The organism is Micromonospora cremea (assembly GCF_900143515.1).
GTDB lineage: Bacteria > Actinomycetota > Actinomycetes > Mycobacteriales > Micromonosporaceae > Micromonospora > Micromonospora cremea.
In genome coordinates, this window is the sequence record NZ_FSQT01000002.1 from 1118388 (window position 1) to 1137315 (window position 18928).

The following is an 18928-nucleotide window of genomic DNA, read 5'->3' on the forward strand; positions in this document are numbered from 1 at the left end:
AAGCGGCGGACGACAGCGGCGGTCATGGGCTCATGCTGCCACACCGCATGGGGGCCGGCCAATGTGCGCGTGCCGGATCCCACATCACGGGCCGGGCCGGCCTGACAGGCTCGGGCCGTGGGCATGTTGTCCGAAAGGTCGACCGGGGCGGCGCGGGCCCGGCTGCGCCGCGTTCCGGTCTGGCTGCCCCCGGCGGTGCTGACCCTGGTGGTCACCGGCGCCGGGCTGGGCTCGGCCCAGCTCTGGCGTGACGAGTTGGCCACCTGGAGCGCCGCCACCCGGTCACCCGGCGACCTGGCCCGGCTGGCCGGCACCATCGACGCCGCCACCGGCCCGTACTACCTGCTGATGCACGGCTGGCTCGCGGTCGTCGGTGACTCCACGGTGGCGCTGCGCGCGCCGGCCGCGCTGGCGATGACCGTCGCCGCCGGGCTGCTCGCCGTGCTCGGGGCTCAGCTCGTCGACCGGCGTACCGGTCTGTTCGCCGGGCTTCTCTTCGCGCTGCTGCCCGGCACCTCCCGCTACGGGCAGGAGGCCCGCCCGTACGCCCTCGCCACCATGCTCGCGGTGCTCGCCACCCTGCTGCTGGTGGGCGCCCTGCACCGGCCGGGCTGGGCCCGCTGGGCCGGTTACGCCGCCGCCGTGGCCGCGCTCGGGCTCACCCATCTGATCGCGCTCACCCTGCTCGTCGCGCACGCGCTGGTGGTGCTGGTCGCCTGGTGGCGGGGCCCCAAGGCCGAGTCGGGCGGTCCCGGCGACGCGGATCGGCCGGACCGGCGGGTGTGGCGGTGGGTGGTCGCGGTGGTGCCGGCCGCGCTGCTGGTGAGCCCGCTGTTGCTGAAGGCCGGCACACAGCGTTCCCGACAGTTGGACTGGGTCGCATCGGCCCGCCTGGACGACCTGAGCGCGCTGCCCGGTGGGGTGGCCCAGAGTTCCGTGGTGGGTGGGCTGCTGGTCGGGATCGCCGCGCTGGGCGCGGCCCGCATCGGGCGACGGGCCCTGCTGCCGGGGAGCGCGGTGCTGCTGCCCGTCCTGCTGCTCTTCGCCGCCGGCACGGTCGTGCCGCTGTGGGTGCCCCGGTACCTGGTCTTCGTGGTGCCCTTCGCCTGCCTGCTGGCCGGCGCGGCGCTGGCCGGGGTGACCGCGCCGACCGCGCTCGCCGTGGTGGTCCTCGCTGGGCTGCTCGGCCTGCCGGACCAGGCGGCGCTGCGGCGGACCCACGAGTGGCCGCGCAGCGCCCGGGTGGACTATGCGGGCGCCGCCCGGGTGATCGCCGACGGCCAACGACCCGGGGACGCCGTGGTCTACTCGCCCCGGCAGAGCTGGCTCTTCCTGGACCTGGGCGTCCAGTACCACCTCGGCGACCCGCCGCGGGACGTGCTTGTGACCGAGGACGAGGTCCGTCGGGGCGACCTGTGGGCCGCCGAGTGCCCGCGACCGGCGCAGTGCCTGGCCGGCACGCCACGGGTCTGGCTGGTCGTCGCAGGGCGGCACGCCGAGCCACTGGCCACCGTGCCCGGCGCCAAGGGCGACGCGCTGCGCGCGGACTTCACCGTCGCACGTGTCTGGAAGCGCTCCGGCCTGACCGTCGCCCTGCTGACCGGCCGTCCCGGCCGCTGACCTGACCGCCCGTCGGGCGGGCGCGCCGGCTGCGGGCCGGTCGGCTGCGGGCCCTGTGGGCCCGTCGGGTCACGGCCGGCTGGGTGAGCGTTATACGTATAACCCTCATCCGCACATCTGCGCCCGGAGCCGACCCGCCCGAGCGGAACTCCGGCGCCGGCGGGGAGGCGCGGGTCAGGATTGCGAGCGACCCTCGGGCGCGCTGCGAGCCAGCGGGACGACCAGCACCGCCTCGGTGCCGCCGTTGGCACCGGCGCGCAGCTCGATGGTGCCGCGCAACTCCCCGGTGACCAGCGCCCGGACGATCTGGAGGCCGAGCCGGCTGCCACGTTCGGCGTCGAAGTCGGGCGGTAGCCCCCGTCCGTTGTCCGCGACCGAGACGTGCAGCATCTTGCGGAACCGGTGCGCCGAGACCACCACCTCCGGGCGGGCCGACGGATCGGTACCGGGAACGACGGCGGGCGCCACGTCGGGAACGTCCCCCTCGTCGGCTGGCGGGAAACCGTGCTCGACGGCGTTGAGCAGCAACTCGTTGAGGACCATCACCAGCGAGGTGGCGATCTCCGCCGGCAGCACGCCGAAGCTGCCCCGCCGGCGCATGCCGACGCTCACCTCGGTCGCCGCGACCTCGGTCGCCGCGCTCGCCACCCGGTCGACGATGCCGTCGAACTCGACCGCCTCGTCGCTGGACATGGAGAGCGTCTCGTGCACCAGGGCGATCGAGGCGACCCGGCGGACCGACTCCTCCAGGGCGACCCGGGCCTCCGGCATGGACACCCGGCGGGCCTGCAACCGCAGCAGCGCGGCAACCGTCTGGAGGTTGTTCTTCACCCGGTGGTGGATCTCCCGGATGGTGGCGTCCTTGGTGATCAGTGCCCGGTCCCGGCGGCGGACCTCGGTGATGTCCCGGACCAGCACCAGCGCACCGATCGGCACCCCGGCGGGCATCAGCGGCAGCGCCCGGGTGAGCATCGTCGCGCCACGCGCGTCGATCTCCCGCCGGGGCGGCGCCTCGCCGCGCAGCGCGGCCAGGATGCCGTTTGCCGCCTCGGTGCCGTCCAGCGGGTCGCCGGCCAGCCGGCGGTGCAGCGCGGCCAGATCCTCCCCCACCAGGTGGGAGGCGTAGCCCAACCGGCGGTACGCGGACTGCGCGTTCGGGCTGGCGTAGGTCACCTTGCCGCCGGCGTCGAGCCGGACCAGCCCGTCGCCGACCCGGGGCGCGGAGGTGGTCTCGCCCGGGTGCCGGGGCGGCGGGAAGGTGCCGTCGGCGATCATCTGGGCCAGGTCGTCGGCCGTGGTCAGGTAGTTGAGCTCCAGCTGGCTGGGGGTACGCGCGGTGGAGAGGTTGGTATCCCGGCCGACCACGGCGATCACCTCGCCGGCCTCCCCCTCGGCGGTGCGCAGCCGGACCGGGATCGCCTCGTGCCGGGCCGGCACGTCGCCGTACCAGACCGGGTCGCCCTCCCGCCAGATCCGGCCCTGGGAGTAGGCCACACCCAGGTGGGCCACCTCCGGCCCGCCGACGATCCGCCCCACCTGGTCGTCCTGGTACGCGGTGGGCGCGGTCGTCGGGCGGACCTGGGCGACGCAGAGGAACGTGCCGTCCGCGTCGACCGGCACCCAGAGCAGCAGGTCGGCGAAGGACAGGTCGGAGAGCAGCTGCCAGTCGCCGGCGATCCGGTGCAGGTGGTCGATGTCGGCCGGACGGAGATGGGTGTGCTCCTCGGCGAGGTCGCGCAGCGTGGACACGGTGACCAGCGTGCCACGCCGCGTCTCACATCGTCGCGGTGACCTTCTTCAGCCCGCGCGGCGCGTCCGGGTCTTCGCCCCGGGTCAGCGCCAACGCCAACGCCAGCCGCTGCAACGGCAGGATGTCCAGCAGCGGGGCGTACCGCTCGTCGACCTCGGGAACGGCGAGCCGGGTGGCGCCGGGCACGTCGGCGGAGCCGACCACCACCACGTCGGCGCGGCGCTCGCCGAGGCGGGGCAGCACCTCCCCCATCGAGCGGCCACCCGGGCCGGAGCCGACCACGGCGAGCACCGGGACCTCCGGGTCGGTCATCGCGAGCGGACCGTGCAGCAGGTCGGCGCCGGAGAAGGCGAGAGCCGGCAGGTACGAGGTCTCCATCAGCTTCAGGGCGGCCTCCCGTGCGGTCGGGTAGGCGTACCCGCGCCCGGTGGTGACCAGTTGGCGGGCGAAGCGGTAGCGCGGAGCGAGCTGGGCCGGGGTGTCGTCGGCCAGGGTTCGGCTGGCCAGGTCGGGCAGCGCGGCGAGCGCCTCCCGCTCGGCCGCCGGGAGCACACCGTCGCCGGCACGGATCCCCTCGACGAGCATCAGCAGAGCGAGCAGCTCGGCGGTGTACGTCTTGGTGGCGGCCACCGCCCGCTCGTGCCCGGCGGCGATGTCGATGCTCAGCTCGGCCACCTCGGCCAGCGGGGACCCTGGGGCGTTGGTCACCGCGAGGGTCAGCGCGCCGGAGGCCCGCGCGGCGCGCAGCACCTCGGCCAGGTCGGGCGACCCGCCGCTCTGGCTGACCCCGACGACCAGCGCGTCGGACAGGTCGGGGCGGGCGCCGAACAGGGTGACCACGCTGGGCGAGGCGAGCCCGGCGGGCAGCCCGAGCCGGATCTCGGCCAGGTACGCCCCGTAGAGGGCCGCGTGGTCGGAGGTGCCCCGGGCGGTGAAGACCACGTGCCGCGGCCGGCGCTCGGCGACCGCAGCCGCCACCCGGGCGATCTCCCCGGCGTTGACGGTGGAGAGCAGGCGCGCGTAGCCGGCCGGCTGCTCCTCGATGTCGGCGGCCATCCCGGCCCCTGCACGCGTCACGGACACTCCCCTCTTGCGCGATTGCCGCGCGTTTCCTGCTCAGTCTTGCACCATTGATCTGAGTGGAGCAATCGAACGAGCAGCAGTGCGCAGTTGATCACCGAAGCGCCCCAATATCAACTACGCTTGTCCCGCTTTACCCGGTGTCGCTGCGACGAGAGGACGATGTGCCCGAGGGAAGGGACGACCCCGCGCTCTCCGCGACGGAGGAGCTGGCCCTGGCCCGGCTGGCACTGGACGAGGGCGACCTCCACCACGCCGCCGGCCACCTGGCCGGCGCGCTGGCCCGGGCGCCGACCCTGCCGGAGGTGCACGAGACGTTGGCCCGGCTGGCCGCGGTCGGCGGGGGCGGCGGCCTCGACCTCTTCCCGATCAACCACCACACCTTCGTCGGCGCGGTCGTCGCCCGCGCCCATCTGCTGGCCGCAGCCGGTCGTCCGGCCGAGGGGCTGGAACTGCTGGCCGCGGCCACCGGGTACGCGCCCGGAACGGAGTGGGCCGGTGTGCCGTGGGTGATCGCACCCGAGCTGGCCGAACGGCTGGACGCGGAGCACATCGCCCGGGTCCTCATGCAGGTCTGCGCCGCGTTGCCCGACCCGGTGCCGCGCGTCGGCCGGGGCGCGCTGGCGCCGTACCTCACGCTGGCCCGCAACGCGATCACCGTCCGCCCCGAGCACGGTCTGCTGCTGGGCGCGGCGTCCGCGCTGGCCAGGCGGCTCGGCGAGGTCACGCTGGCGATCCGCTGGGCCACCCGAGGTGTACGGTCCCAGCCGTCCAAGATGGGCGAGGTCTGGCTCGGGTACGCGTACCGCAGCGCTGGCCGCACCCGCGAGGCCCTCGCGGCGCTCGGCCGGGCCGTCGCCTTGGACCCCGACGACCTGGCCATCTACGCCGACATCGCCGGCACCCTGGCCGAGTCCGGCCGGCTGGACGAGGCGCTGGAGTGGACCGAGCGGGCGCTCGCCCGGGACCCGTCGTTCGACTGCGCGGTGCACACCGCCCACCGCCTGCGGCACCTGCGCGACGGCGACCTCGCCCACCTGGTCGCGCTCGCGGACTTCGTCCGTGACCACCCGGACGACAGTCACGAGCACGGCGATCTGGCCCAGTGCTGCCGGGGTCGGCCCTGGCTCGGCCAACTGACGCCGGCCGGCGGCCCGCTGCTGGACGCTCTGCGCCAGGCGGTGGCCGACGACGACAACGGTCTCGGCAGCGCCGTACGCCTTCCGGCGGTAGCTCCGCCGAGCGCGGTGCGGACGGCCACGTCGGTGGCGCCCGGGCTGCGGATCGAGGTCGCGGGCACGCCGGAGCCGGACCCGCGGGAACCGCGGCGGGCGTCCACGCGGCGGCTGTGGCACTACGCGGACAGCGTCCCGACGCCCGCGCTGCCGGCACCCTCGGCGGCGGCGGTCGAGCGGATCGGGCAGGTCGCCCATCCGGCGTGGCCGCACCCGCCGGCGGCCTACGACGCGGCGGTGGGCCTGGCCGGCCTGGACGTGGCCGACCTGCTCGGGCTGCTGGTGCATCCGCCGGCGGCGCCGGCCAACGCGCTGGGCCGGCTCCTGGCTGCCCAGGACCCGTCGGTCTGGGTACGCGGCGTGCAGGTGTGGGCCTGCCTGGGGCTGCTGCACCACCGCACCGATGAGCCGTGGGCGGACTCGACCCGGCGCCGAGTGCTCGTGGACCTCATCTGGGGCGTGGAGGACTGGGTCACCGAGGCGGCACTGTTCGCCCTGGTCACCGCCGCCTGGGTGGACCCGGCGGTGCGATCGGACGTGGCCCGGGTGGTGGCCGAGCGGCTGGCTGACGCGGCCGCGGTGGCCCGGACCCGGCCGGTCCCGATCGCCGTCTCTCTGGCCCACCTGGCGTTGGCCGCCCCGGCACTGGACCCGGCCACCGCCGCGCTCGCCACCGAGTTGCTCGGCGACCCGCCGCCCCGGCTCCCGCGTCCCCGCAACCCGCTCCGGCGTTTCTGGCGACGCCTCACCGCCGCACGCCGCCGCCCCTGACCTCCAGCGCCGCGACCTCGTGAACGACGCGCCGCGCCGTCCCTGGAGGGAACGACGCGGCGCGGGTGGTGTCGGGGTCAGGCGACCGGGGCCTTGCCGAGAGCGATCTCGGCCTCCTCCTCGGGGGTGGCCTGTGCCGGCGCCTCGTTCGCGGTGCGCAGTGGGATCTCCTTGATGAACCAGGCGAGCACCGGGATCGCGATGGTGAACAGCACGGCCCAGAGGAAGACGTGCGAGATCGCGTCGGCGAGACCGCCGAGCACCAGCTCGCGCGCCTGGGCGGGCAGTTCCTTGAGCTTCACCAGGTCCATCGCGCCGCCCTCGCCGCCGCCGAAGGCACCGCCGGCGGTGGAGTCGGCCAACCGGCTGGCGAAGATCGCGCCGAACAGCGAGATGCCGAATGAACCGCCGATCGACCGGAAGAAGGTGGCCGCGCCGCTGGCCGCACCGAGGTCCTTCTGCTCCACGCTGTTCTGCGCGATCAGCATGGAGGTCTGCATGAGGAAGCCCATGCCGGCACCGAGCACGACCATGTACAGCGAGGACTGCAGCTTGCTGGTGTGGGTGTCGAGCAGGGTCAGCAGTGCCATGCCCGTGGTCATCACCACGCCACCGATGATCGGGTACGCCCGGTAGCGGCCGGTCTTCGTGATCGCCCGCCCGATGACCAGGGAGACGACCAGCATGCCGAACATCAGCGGCAGCAGCAGCAGGCCGCTGTTGGTCGCCGAGGCCCCCTGCACCGTCTGCTGGTAGAGCGGCAGGAAGTTCATCGCGCCGAACATCGCGAAGCCGAGCAGGAAACCGATCAGCGAGATCAGCGCGAAGTTGCGGTTGGCGAAGAGCGCCAGCGGAAGGATCGGCTCCGGGACCCGGCGTTCCACCAGGCCGAACGCCACCAGCGCGAGCACGGACAGCACGGCCAGGGCGAGGATCTGCGGGGACGTCCAGTCGTACTCGTTGCCGCCCCAGGTGGTGATCAGCACGATCGCGGTGATGCCGACCGAGAGCAGCCCGGCGCCGAGCCAGTCGATCCGGTGCTCGGTGCGGTACTTCGGCAGGTGCATGGTGGTGATCAGCAGAAGCAGCGCGACGCCACCCAGCGGCAGGTTCACGTAGAACGCCCAGCGCCAGGAGAGGTGGTCGGTGATGAAGCCGCCGACCAGCGGGCCGGCCACCATGGCGATGGCCATGATCCCGGCGATCATGCCCTGGTAGCGCCCGCGCTCGCGGGGCGGGACCAGGTCGCCGATGATCGCCATCACGCCGACCATGAGGCCACCGGCGCCGAGACCCTGCACGGCGCGGAAGGCGATGAGTTGCACCATGCCGTCCTGGGGACCGCCCAACATGCCCGAGCCGGCCATGCCGCAGAGCGCGGAGCCGAGCAGGAAGATGCCGACCGAGGTCAGGAAGACCGACTTGCGCCCGTAGAGGTCACCGAGCTTGCCCCAGATCGGGGTGGAGACGGTGGTGCCGAGGACGTACGCGGTGACCACCCAGGTGAAGTGGTCGAGGCCGCCGAACTCGCCCACGATGCGCGGCAGTGCGGTGCTGACGATCATGTTGTCGAGCATCGCGAGCATCATCGCGATCATCAGCCCGAACAGCACGACCCGTACGTTGGGTCGCGCGCCGGCCTGGGTTGCCTGAGTCATGGGTAAGCTCCCCCCGAGGATTGCCTTACTTACTTGCCGCCCGGCTAGTCACCTTACTAGCCGCACGGTAAGTTGGGCACCAACTGACGGTCAAGCCAATTGGGGGGCGTGGGTGAGGGAGAGCACAGGCGGCACCCGCGAGCGGATCAAGGCCGTCGCGCTGGAGCTCTTCACCGAGCAGGGGTACGAGAAGACCTCGCTGCGCGAGATCGCCGAGCGCCTGAACGTCACCAAGGCGGCGCTCTACTACCACTTCAAGAGCAAGGACGACATCGTCGCCAGCTTCGTCGAGGACCGGCTGGAGCGGATGGACGCGCTGACCGCCTGGGCCTCGTCGCAGCCGGCGACCCTGGCCACCCGGCGCGCGCTGATCTCCCGGTACGCCGACACGATGTTCGCTGGCGACCAGCCGTCCGTGATGCGTTTCTTCGAGCAGAACCAGACCGTGCTCAAGAGTCTCGCCGCCGGCCAGCAGATGCGCGGCCGGATGATGGAGCTGGCCAACGCGCTCTGCCGGGGCGACGACTCGCCCGCCGCCCAACTGCGCGCCGCGCTGTCGCTGTTCGCGGTGCACAGCAGCTGGTTCGCGGTCCGGGCGCCGCACATCACCGACGACGAGCGCCGCCGGATCGCCCTGGAGGTGGCCGACGAGCTGCTGGCCGCCATCGGCGCGCAGCCCGACGAGAGTGCGACCGCGGCCGCCGCGGAGAGCCCGCAGGGCTGACCGACCGGCGGCTCAGCCCCGGGGCAGCTCCAGCCGCAGGCCGAGCAGGTCCACGCCCGCCACCGGCGCCCAGTCCTTCTCCGGATAGCGGACGAAGCCGAGCCGCTCGTACAGCCGGTGCGCCGAGACGGCCATCCCCGCCCGGACGCAGATCACCACGGCCGCGCAGCCCAGCTCGGCCGCGCGGTCGACGCACGCCTGAGCCAGCGCCGCGCCAACGCCCCGGCCCTGCGCGGCCGGGTCGACCGCGAGCATCCGGAACTCCGCCTCACCGGGCCCGGACAGCTCGGCGAACGGGGTGCCCGGCAGCACGAAGGTGACCGAGCCGAGCACCGCGCCGGTCGCCTCGTCCACCGCGACCAGCACCTCACCACTGGTCGCTCGGGTCGACACGTCGGCCAGCACCGCGCCGTACCCGTGCTCACCCTTGAGCTGGCCGTCCGCCTCGTACGCGGCCACGGTCAGCCGGGCCACCGCCGGGAAGTCGCCCGGGTCGGCGCGCCGGACCAGCAGGCCGCTCAATCGATCACCGCGATGAGGTCGCCGTCCTGCACGACATCGCCCTCGTTGACGGCGAGCTGCTTGACCACACCGTCGGCCTCGGCGATGACCGGGATCTCCATCTTCATCGACTCGAGGATCACCAGGGTGTCGCCCTCGGACACGGTGTCGCCGGCCGACGCGACGACCTTCCAGACGTTCGCCACCATCTCGGCGCGGATCTCCTCGGCCATGTCCAGGCCCTCCCTTTTCCCGATGTGCCTGCCGACGTATCCAATCATGCGGCGGCGGACCGTGGGCGTGGAGCGGCGCGGCCCGGGCGCCGCGACCCGCCCCGCCGCAAGGCGTCGGGTGCCGGCCGCACTACCATCAGCGGGTCGGACCCGACGCCGGGCCGCCGGTAGCCGCACCGGCGCGAGGTCGTGCGCAGGGCGGATCCGACCCATCACGAGGAGGTCAGCATGGCGAAGAAGTCCCGGAAGAAGAAGGCACGGAAGAAGAACGCCGCGAACCACGGCAAGCGTCCCAACTCCTGAACGGGCCGACGGGCCGACGGCCCGTCACCGGTCAGACCCACCCGGTGGACGCCGGGAACGCCGGTGGCCCGGGTCGAGATCGACCCGGGCCACCGGTTTTGTCCGTTCGGTACGCCGACGTCAGTCGGCCAGTTCGCGGGCATCGCTGGTCTCGAAGACCACCAGCTCGGTGAGCTTGACCCGCAGCCTCTCGCGCAGCTCGTCCGGCGCGGTCTCGTTGCCGCAGCAACGCGCCACCAGCGCCCGCACCTCCTGCTCGAGCCCGTACTCGCGCAGGCACGGCCCGCACTCGTCGAGGTGGTGCCGGATCAGCGAGCGCCGCTCGTCGGCGCACTCCAGATCCAGGTAGAGGTAGACCTCCGCGAGCACCTCACGGCAGTCCGTCTCGTGCGGCTCTCCACAGCTCACGTCACACCTCCCGGCCGGCAGCGGCAGCGGTCGAGCCCTTCGAGGAGCGGGCCGCACTGAAGCCACGCTCCCCGGCGTACTGCTCGAGCAGTTTGCGCAGATTACGACGGCCCCGGTGCAGACGCGACATCACGGTGCCGATCGGCGTGCCCATGATGTCGGCGACCTCCTTGTAGGAGAAGCCCTCGACGTCGGTGAGGTAGACGGCGAGCCGGAACTCCTCCGGCAACTGCTGGAGGGCCTCCTTGACGTCGCTGTCCGGCAGGCGGTCCAGAGCCTCGGTCTCCGCCGAGCGCAGCCCACTGGAGGTGTGCGACTCGGCCTCGGCGAGCTGCCAGTCGGTGATCTCCTCGGTCGGCGCCTGGATCGGCTGGCGCTGCCGCTTGCGGTAGGAGTTGATGTAGGTGTTGGTCAGGATCCGGTAGAGCCAGGCCTTCAGGTTGGTGCCCTGCTCGAACTGGTGGAAGGCGGCGTACGCCTTCAGGTACGTCTCCTGGACCAGATCCTCGGCATCCGCCGGGTTACGCGTCATCCGTAGCCCAGCAGCGTAGAGCTGATCGACGAATGGCATCGCGTCCCGCTCGAAGCGGGCCCTGCGCTCGTCCGTCTTCTCGGTGGTCAACCGCACATCCCCTCGCGTCGGATGCTTTCCCGCCGAGGATACGCGCACGGACCTGCCCACAGATTCACTTCCGGTCGGTGTGCCCGTGCTCACCACACCCGCCCCGCCCGGTCCCGCCGTCGCGGGCCAGTCCGGGCCATCCAGCAGCTGCTTCAGCTGCCGGGCTTCCCGCTCGTCCCGTTCCCGGCTCCGTGTTTCGGTCGGCACCGGCCACCCCCTCGCAGAAAAGTCGTCCGCGGGTAGTAACGCGTCGAGACGGGTGGGGCATTCCGGCCCTCCCGTTCCTGGTCCCGGCCCCGACGACGGCCGGCGCTGGGACCAGGAAGGGCCTGGGAGGATTTGGTCTCGCCTGTCCGAATCCGGTAGGCGGCACCATCGGATGCAACGACCCGCGCCCGGCACCGGACACGGTTCGCCCGGGTCGCCGGATCAGCCGGCCGCCCAGCCCTGGGCGCGCAGCCAGTCCAGCACCACGGCTGCCGTGCCGGCCGGATCCCTGCGCAGGTCGTGCGTCTCCCCCGGCCGGGTCACCACACGCACGGCCGGCCCCGGCTCCGGCACCCCGAACGGGTCCCGGTCGCCGTTGACCACCAGCGTCGGCAGCCCGGTGTCCAGCTCGGCGGCCCGGGAGCGCTCCGGCCGCCCGGGCGGGTGCAGCGGAAAGGCCAGCGCGAGCACGCCGGCGGCGCCCACCGCGCGGGCCGTCCGGCAGGCCACCCGGGCGCCGCTGGAGCGACCGCCGACCAGCAGTGTCGGGACGTCGGGCTGCCGGTCGCGCAACCCGCCGAGCACCGCCGTCCAGGCCTCGTCGAGGTGCCCGGCGGGAGCCGGCGCACGGCGGCCGGCGACCCGGTAGGGCTGGGTCACCCGCACCACCGCCAGACCGGCCGCGACGGCCGCGTCGCGCACCGCGAGCAGGTCGGGCGCGTCCACGCTGCCGCCCGCACCGTGCCCGAGCACGAGCAGGGCGGCGGCCGGCCCGACCGGCAGGTCGGTGTCGATCCGGGCCGGACCGCGCGGGGTATCGATCTCGTCGCTGGGCAGCACCGACCCATTCTGCGCTGCCCCGTCCCGCACCCGGGGCGGGACCGGGCCAGGGGTCAGCTCAGCGGAACCAGGGTGAGCAGACGGTCCCGCACCGGCGGGCCGGCCTCGTCCACGGCGTCCGGATCCGGTTCGACCTGGCCGCGCCAGGCCACCAGCATCGCCCGCCGCTCGCGGGGCGTCGTGGCGCCCCAGACGCCGTGGCAGTCACCCACCTCCAGCGCCCAGGCCAGGCAGGACCCTTGGACGTCGCAGCTGCGGCACAGCGCGACGGCGGCGTCCGCCGGCTCGTTCGGTGCCGGAAAGAAGGTCTCCGGATCAACGCTCTGGCATGTCCCTCTGGTGCGCCACGCGTCATCTTCTCGACGTTCCCGCAGGGCCCGCAGCAGTCGCGGATCTCGCCGCGCCGCGGCCACCTCGTGCGGGCGGGGCATACGCGCCCGTGTCATCCACCCACCTCCCCCGTGGGACCGGCAAGATCGGTGGATGTCGTCCGCCCCGTGCGAATCGACACCCACTACCGGCGCTGTGTTCTATCGCACTTCCGCACGTCGAGACAAGGGCCTGCCGGGAAGATGACTGAACGGCCAGGCGACGAACACGCGCAACCCCGGCAAATCGGCGCCCGACGATGCGCATAGGCGTCAGAACAGGGTCAGCTCCTGCGGTGCCACCGTCGGTGCCAGCGGCACCCGGGCGATCAACTGCGGCCCGTCGTTGCGGACATCACCCACTGCCGGCCCCACCGGACGGATCTCCAACCCGGCCAGTTGGTCGGCCGCTGGCGGGGCGAGCAGCCGGCCCGGCTCCCCGGTCGGTGCCAGCCACGACGACCACCGCTCGGGCGACAGCAGCACCGGCATCCGGTCGTGCACCTCGGCCAGCTCGCCGAGCGCCGCAGTGGTCAGCACGCTGAAGGTGAGCCGGGTGTCGGCCCCGGACTCCCAGAGCGACCAGATTCCGGCCAGAGCCAGCACCGAGCCGTCGGTGGGGGTCATGAAGTACGCCTGCCGTCCGCCGTCGGGCTGCCGGACCCACTCGTACCAGCCGTTGGCCGGGACCAGGCAGCGGCGACGGGCGAACGCGCCGGCGTACGCCCGGCTGGTGGCGACCGTCTCCGCCCGCGCGTTGATCATGCGAGCCGCGCCGGCGACCGACCGCGACCAGTGCGGCAGGAGGCCCCAGCGGCCGACACAGAGGCTGCGGTGCCCCTCGGGGGTGACCCGGACCAGTGGCACCGGGTCGGTCGGCGCGACGTTGTGGTCCGGCCGGATCTGGCCGTCGGTGTCGTCGGACGACTCGAACAGCGCGCTCAGCTCGCCGGAGCTCCGGGTCGTCGCGTACCTGCCGCACATGGGCACACGCTAACCCGTCGACGACCCGCCGGCTGTCCCGCCAACCGGGAGTAGGACCGCCGGTCGCCGCCGCCCACCGGCCGACACGGCAGAATGTAACCGTGGGGAACCTGACCGCGACCCGGCCGCCTCAGCCGTGGACCGCACCGACCGCCTCCGACCCGGTGGCGGCCACGCTGCGCCTGCCCGGGTCCAAGTCGATGACCGCGCGCGCCCTGGTGCTCAGCGCGCTGGCCGCCGGCCCGTCGACACTGGCCGGGCCGCTGCGCGCCCGGGACACCGAGCTGATGGCTGCCGGCCTCCGGGCGATGGGCGCGCACGTGTCGATCGGCGACGACGAGCGCTGGCTGGTCCGGCCGCACCCGCTGGTCGGCCCGGCGCACGTGGACGTGGGGCTGGCCGGCACGGTGATGCGATTCGTGCCACCGGTGGCGGGGCTGGCCGACGGCCGGATCACCTTCGACGGCGACCCGCACGCCCGCACCCGGCCACTCGGCCCACTGATCGGCGCGCTGCGCTCGCTGGGCGTCCGGATCGACGTCACCGGCTCGGGCAGCCTGCCGCTGACCGTGCTCGGCGCCGGTCGGATCAGCGGCGGTGAGGTGGTGATCGACGCCTCCGCCTCCAGCCAACTGGTCTCCGGGCTGCTGCTGGCCGCCCCGCGCTTCGACCGGGGTGTCGTGGTGCGGCACGTCGGCCCGCCGGTGCCGTCCGCGCCGCACCTGCGGATGACGGTGCAGATGCTGCGCGCCGCCGGCGCGGCCGTCGACGACACCACCCCCGACGTGTGGACCGTCGAGCCCGGCCCGCTCACCGGTCGCGGTTGGGAGATCGAGCCGGACCTCTCCGGCGCGGTGCCGTTCTTCGCCGCCGCGCTGGTCACCGGCGGCGAGGTCACCCTCCAGGGCTGGCCGCGCAGCAGCGCGCAGCCGGTCGAGCAGCTGCGCTCACTGCTGCACCGGATGGGCGGCGAGGTCACCCTCTCCACCACCGGGCTGACCGTCCGGGGCTCGGGCGTGGTGCACGGCCTGACCGCCGACCTCTCCGACGTGAGCGAGCTGACCCCGGCGCTGACCGCGCTGGCCATGCTGGCCGACTCGCCGTCGGTCTTCACCGGCATCGGGCACATCCGCGGCCACGAGACCGACCGGCTGACCGCGCTGGCGCGGGAGTTCGCCGCGCTCGGCGCCGACGTCACCGAGGCGCCGGACGGGCTGGAGATCCGGCCCCGGCCGCTGCGCGGGGGCGTGTTCCACACCTACCACGACCACCGGATGGCACACGCCGCCGCGGTGGCCGGGCTGGCCGTGCCGGGCATCGAGGTCGACGACGTCGGCTGTACCTCCAAGACCATGCCCGAGTTCCCGGCACTATGGTCAGCGATGGTGACCGGCAAGAGCTGACGCGACGGAGGACGGGTCCTGGCGACCAGACGGCGGGAGTACGACGAGGACGACGTACGGGTCCGGCCCGGGAAGTCCTCGCGTCCACGTACGCGTACCCGGCCCCAGCACGCCGACGCGGTGGACGGCTTCGTCATCGCCGTCGACCGGGGGCGCTACACCTGTGTGCTGGCCGGGGCCGAGCACGGCGTCGCCGCGGCCGAGCTGCCCATGGTCACCGCGATGCGGGCCCGTGAGCTGGGTCGTAAGTCGGTAGTGGTGGGCGACCGGGTCGGTCTCGTCGGGGACACCTCCGGCGCGGAGGGCGCTCTCGCCCGCATCGTCCGGATCACCGAGCGCCGCTCGGTGCTGCGCCGCACCGCCGACGACGACGAGACCACCGCCGAGGGCCGGCTGGAGCGGGTGGTGGTGGCCAACGCCGACCAGATGGTGATCGTCAGCGCGCTGGCCGACCCGCCGCCACGCACCGGGTTCATCGACCGCTGCCTGGTGGCCGCGTACGACGCCGACGTCGAGCCCCTGCTCTGCCTCACCAAGGCCGATCTGGCCGGCCCGGAGGAGGTGCTGGGTTACTACACCGAGCTGGAGCTGCCGTACGTGCTCAACCGCCCCGACTCCGACCTGGGCGCTCTGCGCGCGCTGCTCGCCGGCCGGGTGTCGGTGCTGGTCGGGCACTCCGGGGTGGGCAAGTCGACGCTGGTCAACCGCCTCGTCCCGGCCGCCGCGCGGGCGGTCGGCGTGGTCAGCGCGATCGGTCGTGGCCGGCACACCTCCACCAGCGCGGTGGCGCTGCGGCTGCCAGCGATATCCGGCATCGAGACCGACCCGGGCTGGATCATCGACACCCCGGGGATCCGCAGCTTCGGGCTGGCCCACGTCTCCGCCGACAGCCTGCTGCACGGCTTTCCCGACCTGGTCGAGGGGACCGTCAACTGCCCACCCAACTGTCCGCACACGTCCGACGCGGCCGACTGCGGGCTGGACGCCTGGGTGGCCGCCGGCAGGGCCGACCCGCGCCGGCTGGCCTCGTACCGCCGGTTGCTCGCCTCCCGGGCGGGCGAGGGCGACCAGCGCGGCGAGACCGACCAGCGCGGTCCCGGCGAGGGCGACCGGCGCGGCCCGGACGAGTGAGCCGCCGGGCGTCGGCTAGGTTGCCGGCATGACCGGGTACGCCGATGACCTCGACCTCGCCCACCTGCTCGCCGACCGGGCCGACGCCATCGCCACGGCCCGGTTCCGCGCGCTCGACCTGCGGGTCGAGGCGAAGCCCGACCTGACCCCGGTCTCCGACGCGGACACGGCCGTGGAGCGGGAGATCCGGGCGCTGCTGGCCGAGCACCGTCCGGTCGACGGGCTGCTCGGCGAGGAGTACGGCGACCGGCCGGCCAGTGCCCCGGACGGCCGGCGGTGGATCGTCGACCCGATCGACGGCACCAAGAACTTCGTGCGCGGGGTGCCGGTCTGGGCCACCCTGATCGCGCTCTTCGACGCGGACCGGCCGGTGGTCGGCTTGGTGTCCGCCCCGGCGCTGGGCCGACGCTGGTGGGCGAGCCTCGGCGCCGGCGCGTACGCCGGGCCGGGCCCCGCCGCCGGCGAGCGGATCGGGGTCTCCGCCGTGCGGCGGCTCGCCGACGCCAGCTTCTGCTACTCGTCCCTGACGGGATGGGAGCGCGCCGGGCGGCTCGACGCAATGCTCGACCTGATGCGCACCAGTTGGCGCAGCCGCGCGTACGGCGACTTCTACGGCTACATGCTGTTGGCCGAGGGCGCACTGGACGTGATGGTCGAGCCGGAGCTGTCGCTGTGGGACATGGCGGCGCTGGTTCCCATCATCACGGAGGCGGGTGGCACGGTCACGGATCTGGCCGGTCGACCGGCTCCGGCCGGCGAGCCGGGCACCGAGAGCAGCCTGGTGGCCACCAACGGTGTGCTGCACGCCGACATCCTCGCCCGGCTCGATCGACCAGCCGAGCGCTGACCCTCGGCAGCCTCTATCCTCGCCAGGTGGTCTCCTCCGGCTGGTGCTTCCTCGCGGCGATGATCGTCGCGTACGGCGTCGCCAACCTGCTTCAGTCGGTGGCCGCGGCCCGCACCACGGTGCACCACACCTTCGATCCGGGCCTGCTGCTGCGGCTGGCCGGGCACCGGACGTATCTGGTGGGGCTGAGCTGCCAGATCGGCGGCTTCGTGCTCGCCTTCCTGGCCCGACGTGACCTGCCGCTGTTCCTGGTCCAGGCCAGCGTGGCCGCCGGGCTCGGGGTGACCGCCATCCTCGGTGTGCTGGTGTTGAAGTGGCGGTTACCGGTGGCCGAGGTGGCGCTGCTGGCCCTGCTCTTCGGCGGGATCACCGCGCTGGTGCTGGCCGCCCGGCCGGCGCCGTCCCGGCAGCTCGGCACCGCCGGCTCGGTCGCCCTGCTGGCGGCGCTCGGCGTGATCGCGGTGCTCGGCTTCTTCGCCGTCCGGTTGCACGGGGCGCCCGGTTCGGTGGCCCTCGGCTCGCTGGCCGGGCTGGCGTTCTCCTCGGCCGCGGTGGCGGCCCGGCCACTGGCCTCGGCGCCGTCCGCCGAGGCGTTCCTCGCCGACCCGCTGCTCTACCTGCTCATCGTCCACTCGATCGTCGGTCAGCTGCTGCTCGGCCTGGCGATGCAGCGCGGCTCCACCACCGCCGCGGTCGCCGCGATGGACGCCGCCGGGGCGGTGCCGGCGGCGATCGTCGGCCTCCTGCTGCTCAACGACAAGATCTGGCCGGGTCGGGAGTGGCTGGCCGCGGTCGGCTTCCTGGTCACCCTCGCCTCGGTGATCGGGCTGACGCGGTACGCGGAGCCGCAGCACCACCACGCGAAGGCGCGCCGCCGCGACCGAGCCATGGTGGGCGTCGGTCAGCCCGGCTAACCAGCACCCGGCGCCGCCGCGCGGCGCCCCGCTCAGGCTTCGACCGGTTTGCGGCGGCTCACCACCCGCTCGTAGAGGCGCTCCAGCGCGCCGGCGGTCCGTTCCCACGTGTAGCTGCTGCGGACCCGGTCCACCGCGGCGTGGCCGTACGCGAACCGCCCGGCGTTGTCGGCGAGCAGCCGGCGCAGGGAGACCCCGAGTGCCCGCACGTCGCCGGGCGGCACCAGCCTTCCGGTGACCTCGTCGACGACGGCATCCGCCAGACCGCCCATCGCGTAGCCGACCACCGGCACCCCGCAGGCCATCGCCTCGAGCGAGACCCGCCCGGCCGACGAGTAGTGCGGCGTGCAGGCCACCACGTCCGCCGACCGGTACCAGGTGGCCATCTGGTCGTGCGGCACCGCACCGACGAGCCGTACCTGGTCGGCCACCCCGACCTGTTCGGCCAGCTCGCGCAGCCGGCGCGCCTCCGTGTGGCTGGCCAACTGGTCGACCAGCGGCCCGCCGGCGATCACCAGCTCGGCGTCGCCGACCAGGCGCATCGCCCGGATCAGGTCCTCCTGGCCGTGGCCCGGGGAGAGCCCGCCGACGGAGAGGATCCGCGCCCGCTGCTCGCGGGGCGCCGCCTCACCGTCGGGGTGGAACTGCTCGGTGTCCACCCCCGCCGGCACCATCGCCACCGAGCTGCGTTGCAGGCCCATCCGGGTCAGCTCGTCCACCTCGTCGTTGGACTGGGCGACCGCGATGTCCACCGCCCGGGTCAGCGCGCGTTCCAGCGGGATCCGCTCCCCCGGCCCGTCGTATCGGCCGCCCAGGTGGCGCAACTGCTCGACGCCGAGCGAGTGGAAGGTCTGCACCACCGGGATGTCGGTCTCCCGGACCGCGTGCGCGGCGGCCAGGCCGCCGATCCAGTAGTGCCCGTGCACCACCTCGGGCCGCCAGGCGCCGCCCCACTCGTCGGTCAGCCAACGGCCGAACTCCGTCACGTGTGGGATCAGCTCGGCGGTGGGCAGCGGCGTGGGCGGGCCGGCTGGCACCCGATGCACCTGGTAGCCGTCGACGTCCGCCGTCACCGGCAGCCCCGGATCGTCCCGGCGCTCGTAGAGCCGGACGTCGTGGCCTCGGCAGGTCAGCTCGGCGGCGACCCGTGCGATGTGCTGTCGAGTGCCGACCGGCGGGCCGTCGGCGTGCCGGTACGAGCTGGTGTGCGCGCAGACGAGGCCGACGCGCATGGGTCACCTCCCTGCGATCTTTCCTCGGCAGTGGTCCTCCCGGTCAGAGCGTCCCATTAACCGGGTGACCGGGAGCCGAAACCTGGCAGATCGGGAA

At 73.8% G+C, this 18928-nt stretch carries 17 protein-coding genes and 2 pseudogenes; 8 read left to right on the forward strand and 11 right to left on the reverse strand.

Features of this window, described 5'->3' with window-relative positions; all coding sequences use genetic code 11:
• Positions 1-123 precede the first annotated feature (123 nt).
• Positions 124-1620: a glycosyltransferase family 39 protein gene (locus BUS84_RS18470; RefSeq protein WP_074314200.1), complete on the forward strand. Its 1497-nt coding sequence runs from the start codon at positions 124-126 to the stop codon at positions 1618-1620.
• Between the two features lie 174 nt (positions 1621-1794).
• Here BUS84_RS18470 and BUS84_RS18475 read toward each other — a convergent pair whose 3' ends face one another.
• Both BUS84_RS18475 and BUS84_RS18480 read right to left on the reverse strand, forming a co-directional pair.
• On the reverse strand, positions 1795-3369 hold the full coding sequence (locus BUS84_RS18475) for a sensor histidine kinase (RefSeq protein ID WP_074314202.1): 1575 nt from the start codon (positions 3367-3369) through the stop codon (positions 1795-1797).
• A 25-nt stretch (positions 3370-3394) separates the two neighbouring features.
• Positions 3395-4426: an SIS domain-containing protein gene (locus tag BUS84_RS18480; RefSeq protein ID WP_074314204.1), complete on the reverse strand. Its 1032-nt coding sequence runs from the start codon at positions 4424-4426 to the stop codon at positions 3395-3397.
• A 188-nt stretch (positions 4427-4614) separates the two neighbouring features.
• Here BUS84_RS18480 and BUS84_RS18485 point away from each other — a divergent pair, with 188 nt between their 5' ends.
• Positions 4615-6456 (forward strand): tetratricopeptide repeat protein, encoded by a 1842-nt coding sequence (locus BUS84_RS18485; RefSeq protein ID WP_074314206.1) that lies wholly within the window; start codon positions 4615-4617, stop codon positions 6454-6456.
• Between the two features lie 77 nt (positions 6457-6533).
• Here BUS84_RS18485 and BUS84_RS18490 read toward each other — a convergent pair whose 3' ends face one another.
• A complete protein-coding gene (locus tag BUS84_RS18490) occupies positions 6534-8114 on the reverse strand; it encodes an MDR family MFS transporter (RefSeq protein ID WP_074314208.1) in 1581 nt (526 codons plus the stop codon).
• A 112-nt stretch (positions 8115-8226) separates the two neighbouring features.
• Between BUS84_RS18490 and BUS84_RS18495 the strand changes: the two are divergent.
• Positions 8227-8926: pseudogene (locus BUS84_RS18495) on the forward strand (TetR/AcrR family transcriptional regulator).
• Here BUS84_RS18495 and BUS84_RS18500 read toward each other — a convergent pair.
• Together BUS84_RS18500 and BUS84_RS18505 are read right to left on the reverse strand one after the other, a co-directional pair.
• Positions 8851-9360 carry a GNAT family N-acetyltransferase gene (locus BUS84_RS18500; protein WP_074314212.1) on the reverse strand — a complete coding sequence of 170 codons (510 nt, stop codon included), beginning with the start codon at positions 9358-9360 and terminating at the stop codon, positions 8851-8853. The pseudogene BUS84_RS18495 and the gene BUS84_RS18500 overlap by 76 nt on opposite strands.
• Positions 9357-9578 carry a biotin/lipoyl-binding carrier protein gene (locus BUS84_RS18505; RefSeq protein ID WP_208869872.1) on the reverse strand — a complete coding sequence of 74 codons (222 nt, stop codon included), beginning with the start codon at positions 9576-9578 and terminating at the stop codon, positions 9357-9359. The genes BUS84_RS18500 and BUS84_RS18505 overlap by 4 nt, the downstream gene beginning before the upstream one ends.
• 222 nt (positions 9579-9800) lie before the next feature.
• Here BUS84_RS18505 and BUS84_RS41275 point away from each other — a divergent pair, with 222 nt between their 5' ends.
• Complete coding sequence (locus BUS84_RS41275; RefSeq protein WP_372433306.1) at positions 9801-9875, forward strand: 50S ribosomal protein bL37; 75 nt, start codon at positions 9801-9803, stop codon at positions 9873-9875.
• Between the two features lie 120 nt (positions 9876-9995).
• On the opposite strand, the gene rsrA is transcribed toward BUS84_RS41275, so the two are convergent.
• From rsrA to BUS84_RS18535, 5 genes are all read right to left on the reverse strand, one after another.
• Entirely contained in the window at positions 9996-10283 is a 288-nt protein-coding gene (rsrA, locus tag BUS84_RS18515) for a mycothiol system anti-sigma-R factor (protein ID WP_074314215.1), read from the reverse strand.
• 1 nt (position 10284) lies between these two features.
• A complete protein-coding gene (locus tag BUS84_RS18520; protein WP_074314216.1) occupies positions 10285-11112 on the reverse strand; it encodes a sigma-70 family RNA polymerase sigma factor in 828 nt (275 codons plus the stop codon).
• A 222-nt stretch (positions 11113-11334) separates the two neighbouring features.
• Positions 11335-11952, reverse strand: coding sequence for an alpha/beta hydrolase family protein (locus tag BUS84_RS18525; RefSeq protein ID WP_074318916.1), 618 nt, complete (start codon positions 11950-11952; stop codon positions 11335-11337).
• A gap of 53 nt (positions 11953-12005) precedes the next feature.
• Positions 12006-12398 (reverse strand): WhiB family transcriptional regulator, encoded by a 393-nt coding sequence (locus BUS84_RS18530; protein ID WP_074314218.1) that lies wholly within the window; start codon positions 12396-12398, stop codon positions 12006-12008.
• 195 nt (positions 12399-12593) lie between these two features.
• The gene (locus BUS84_RS18535; RefSeq protein ID WP_074314220.1) at positions 12594-13304 is read right to left on the reverse strand and encodes an SOS response-associated peptidase; all 711 of its coding nucleotides are present in this window, start codon (positions 13302-13304) and stop codon (positions 12594-12596) included.
• Positions 13305-13405: 101 nt separating this feature from the next.
• Here BUS84_RS18535 and aroA point away from each other — a divergent pair, with 101 nt between their 5' ends.
• The 4 genes and pseudogenes from aroA to BUS84_RS18555 all read left to right on the forward strand — a co-directional run bounded on the left by aroA (position 13406) and on the right by BUS84_RS18555 (position 17674).
• On the forward strand, positions 13406-14707 hold the full coding sequence (gene aroA, locus BUS84_RS18540; RefSeq protein WP_074314222.1) for a 3-phosphoshikimate 1-carboxyvinyltransferase: 1302 nt from the start codon (positions 13406-13408) through the stop codon (positions 14705-14707).
• 120 nt (positions 14708-14827) lie between these two features.
• Positions 14828-15838: a ribosome small subunit-dependent GTPase A gene (rsgA, locus tag BUS84_RS18545; protein WP_074314223.1), complete on the forward strand. Its 1011-nt coding sequence runs from the start codon at positions 14828-14830 to the stop codon at positions 15836-15838.
• 28 nt (positions 15839-15866) lie between these two features.
• Positions 15867-16685, forward strand: coding sequence for a histidinol-phosphatase (hisN, locus tag BUS84_RS18550; RefSeq protein ID WP_074314225.1), 819 nt, complete (start codon positions 15867-15869; stop codon positions 16683-16685).
• Between the two features lie 59 nt (positions 16686-16744).
• Positions 16745-17674, forward strand: a pseudogene (locus BUS84_RS18555) (hypothetical protein).
• Here BUS84_RS18555 and BUS84_RS18560 read toward each other — a convergent pair.
• Positions 17632-18831: a glycosyltransferase gene (locus tag BUS84_RS18560; RefSeq protein WP_074314229.1), complete on the reverse strand. Its 1200-nt coding sequence runs from the start codon at positions 18829-18831 to the stop codon at positions 17632-17634. The pseudogene BUS84_RS18555 and the gene BUS84_RS18560 overlap by 43 nt on opposite strands.
• Positions 18832-18928 lie beyond the last annotated feature (97 nt).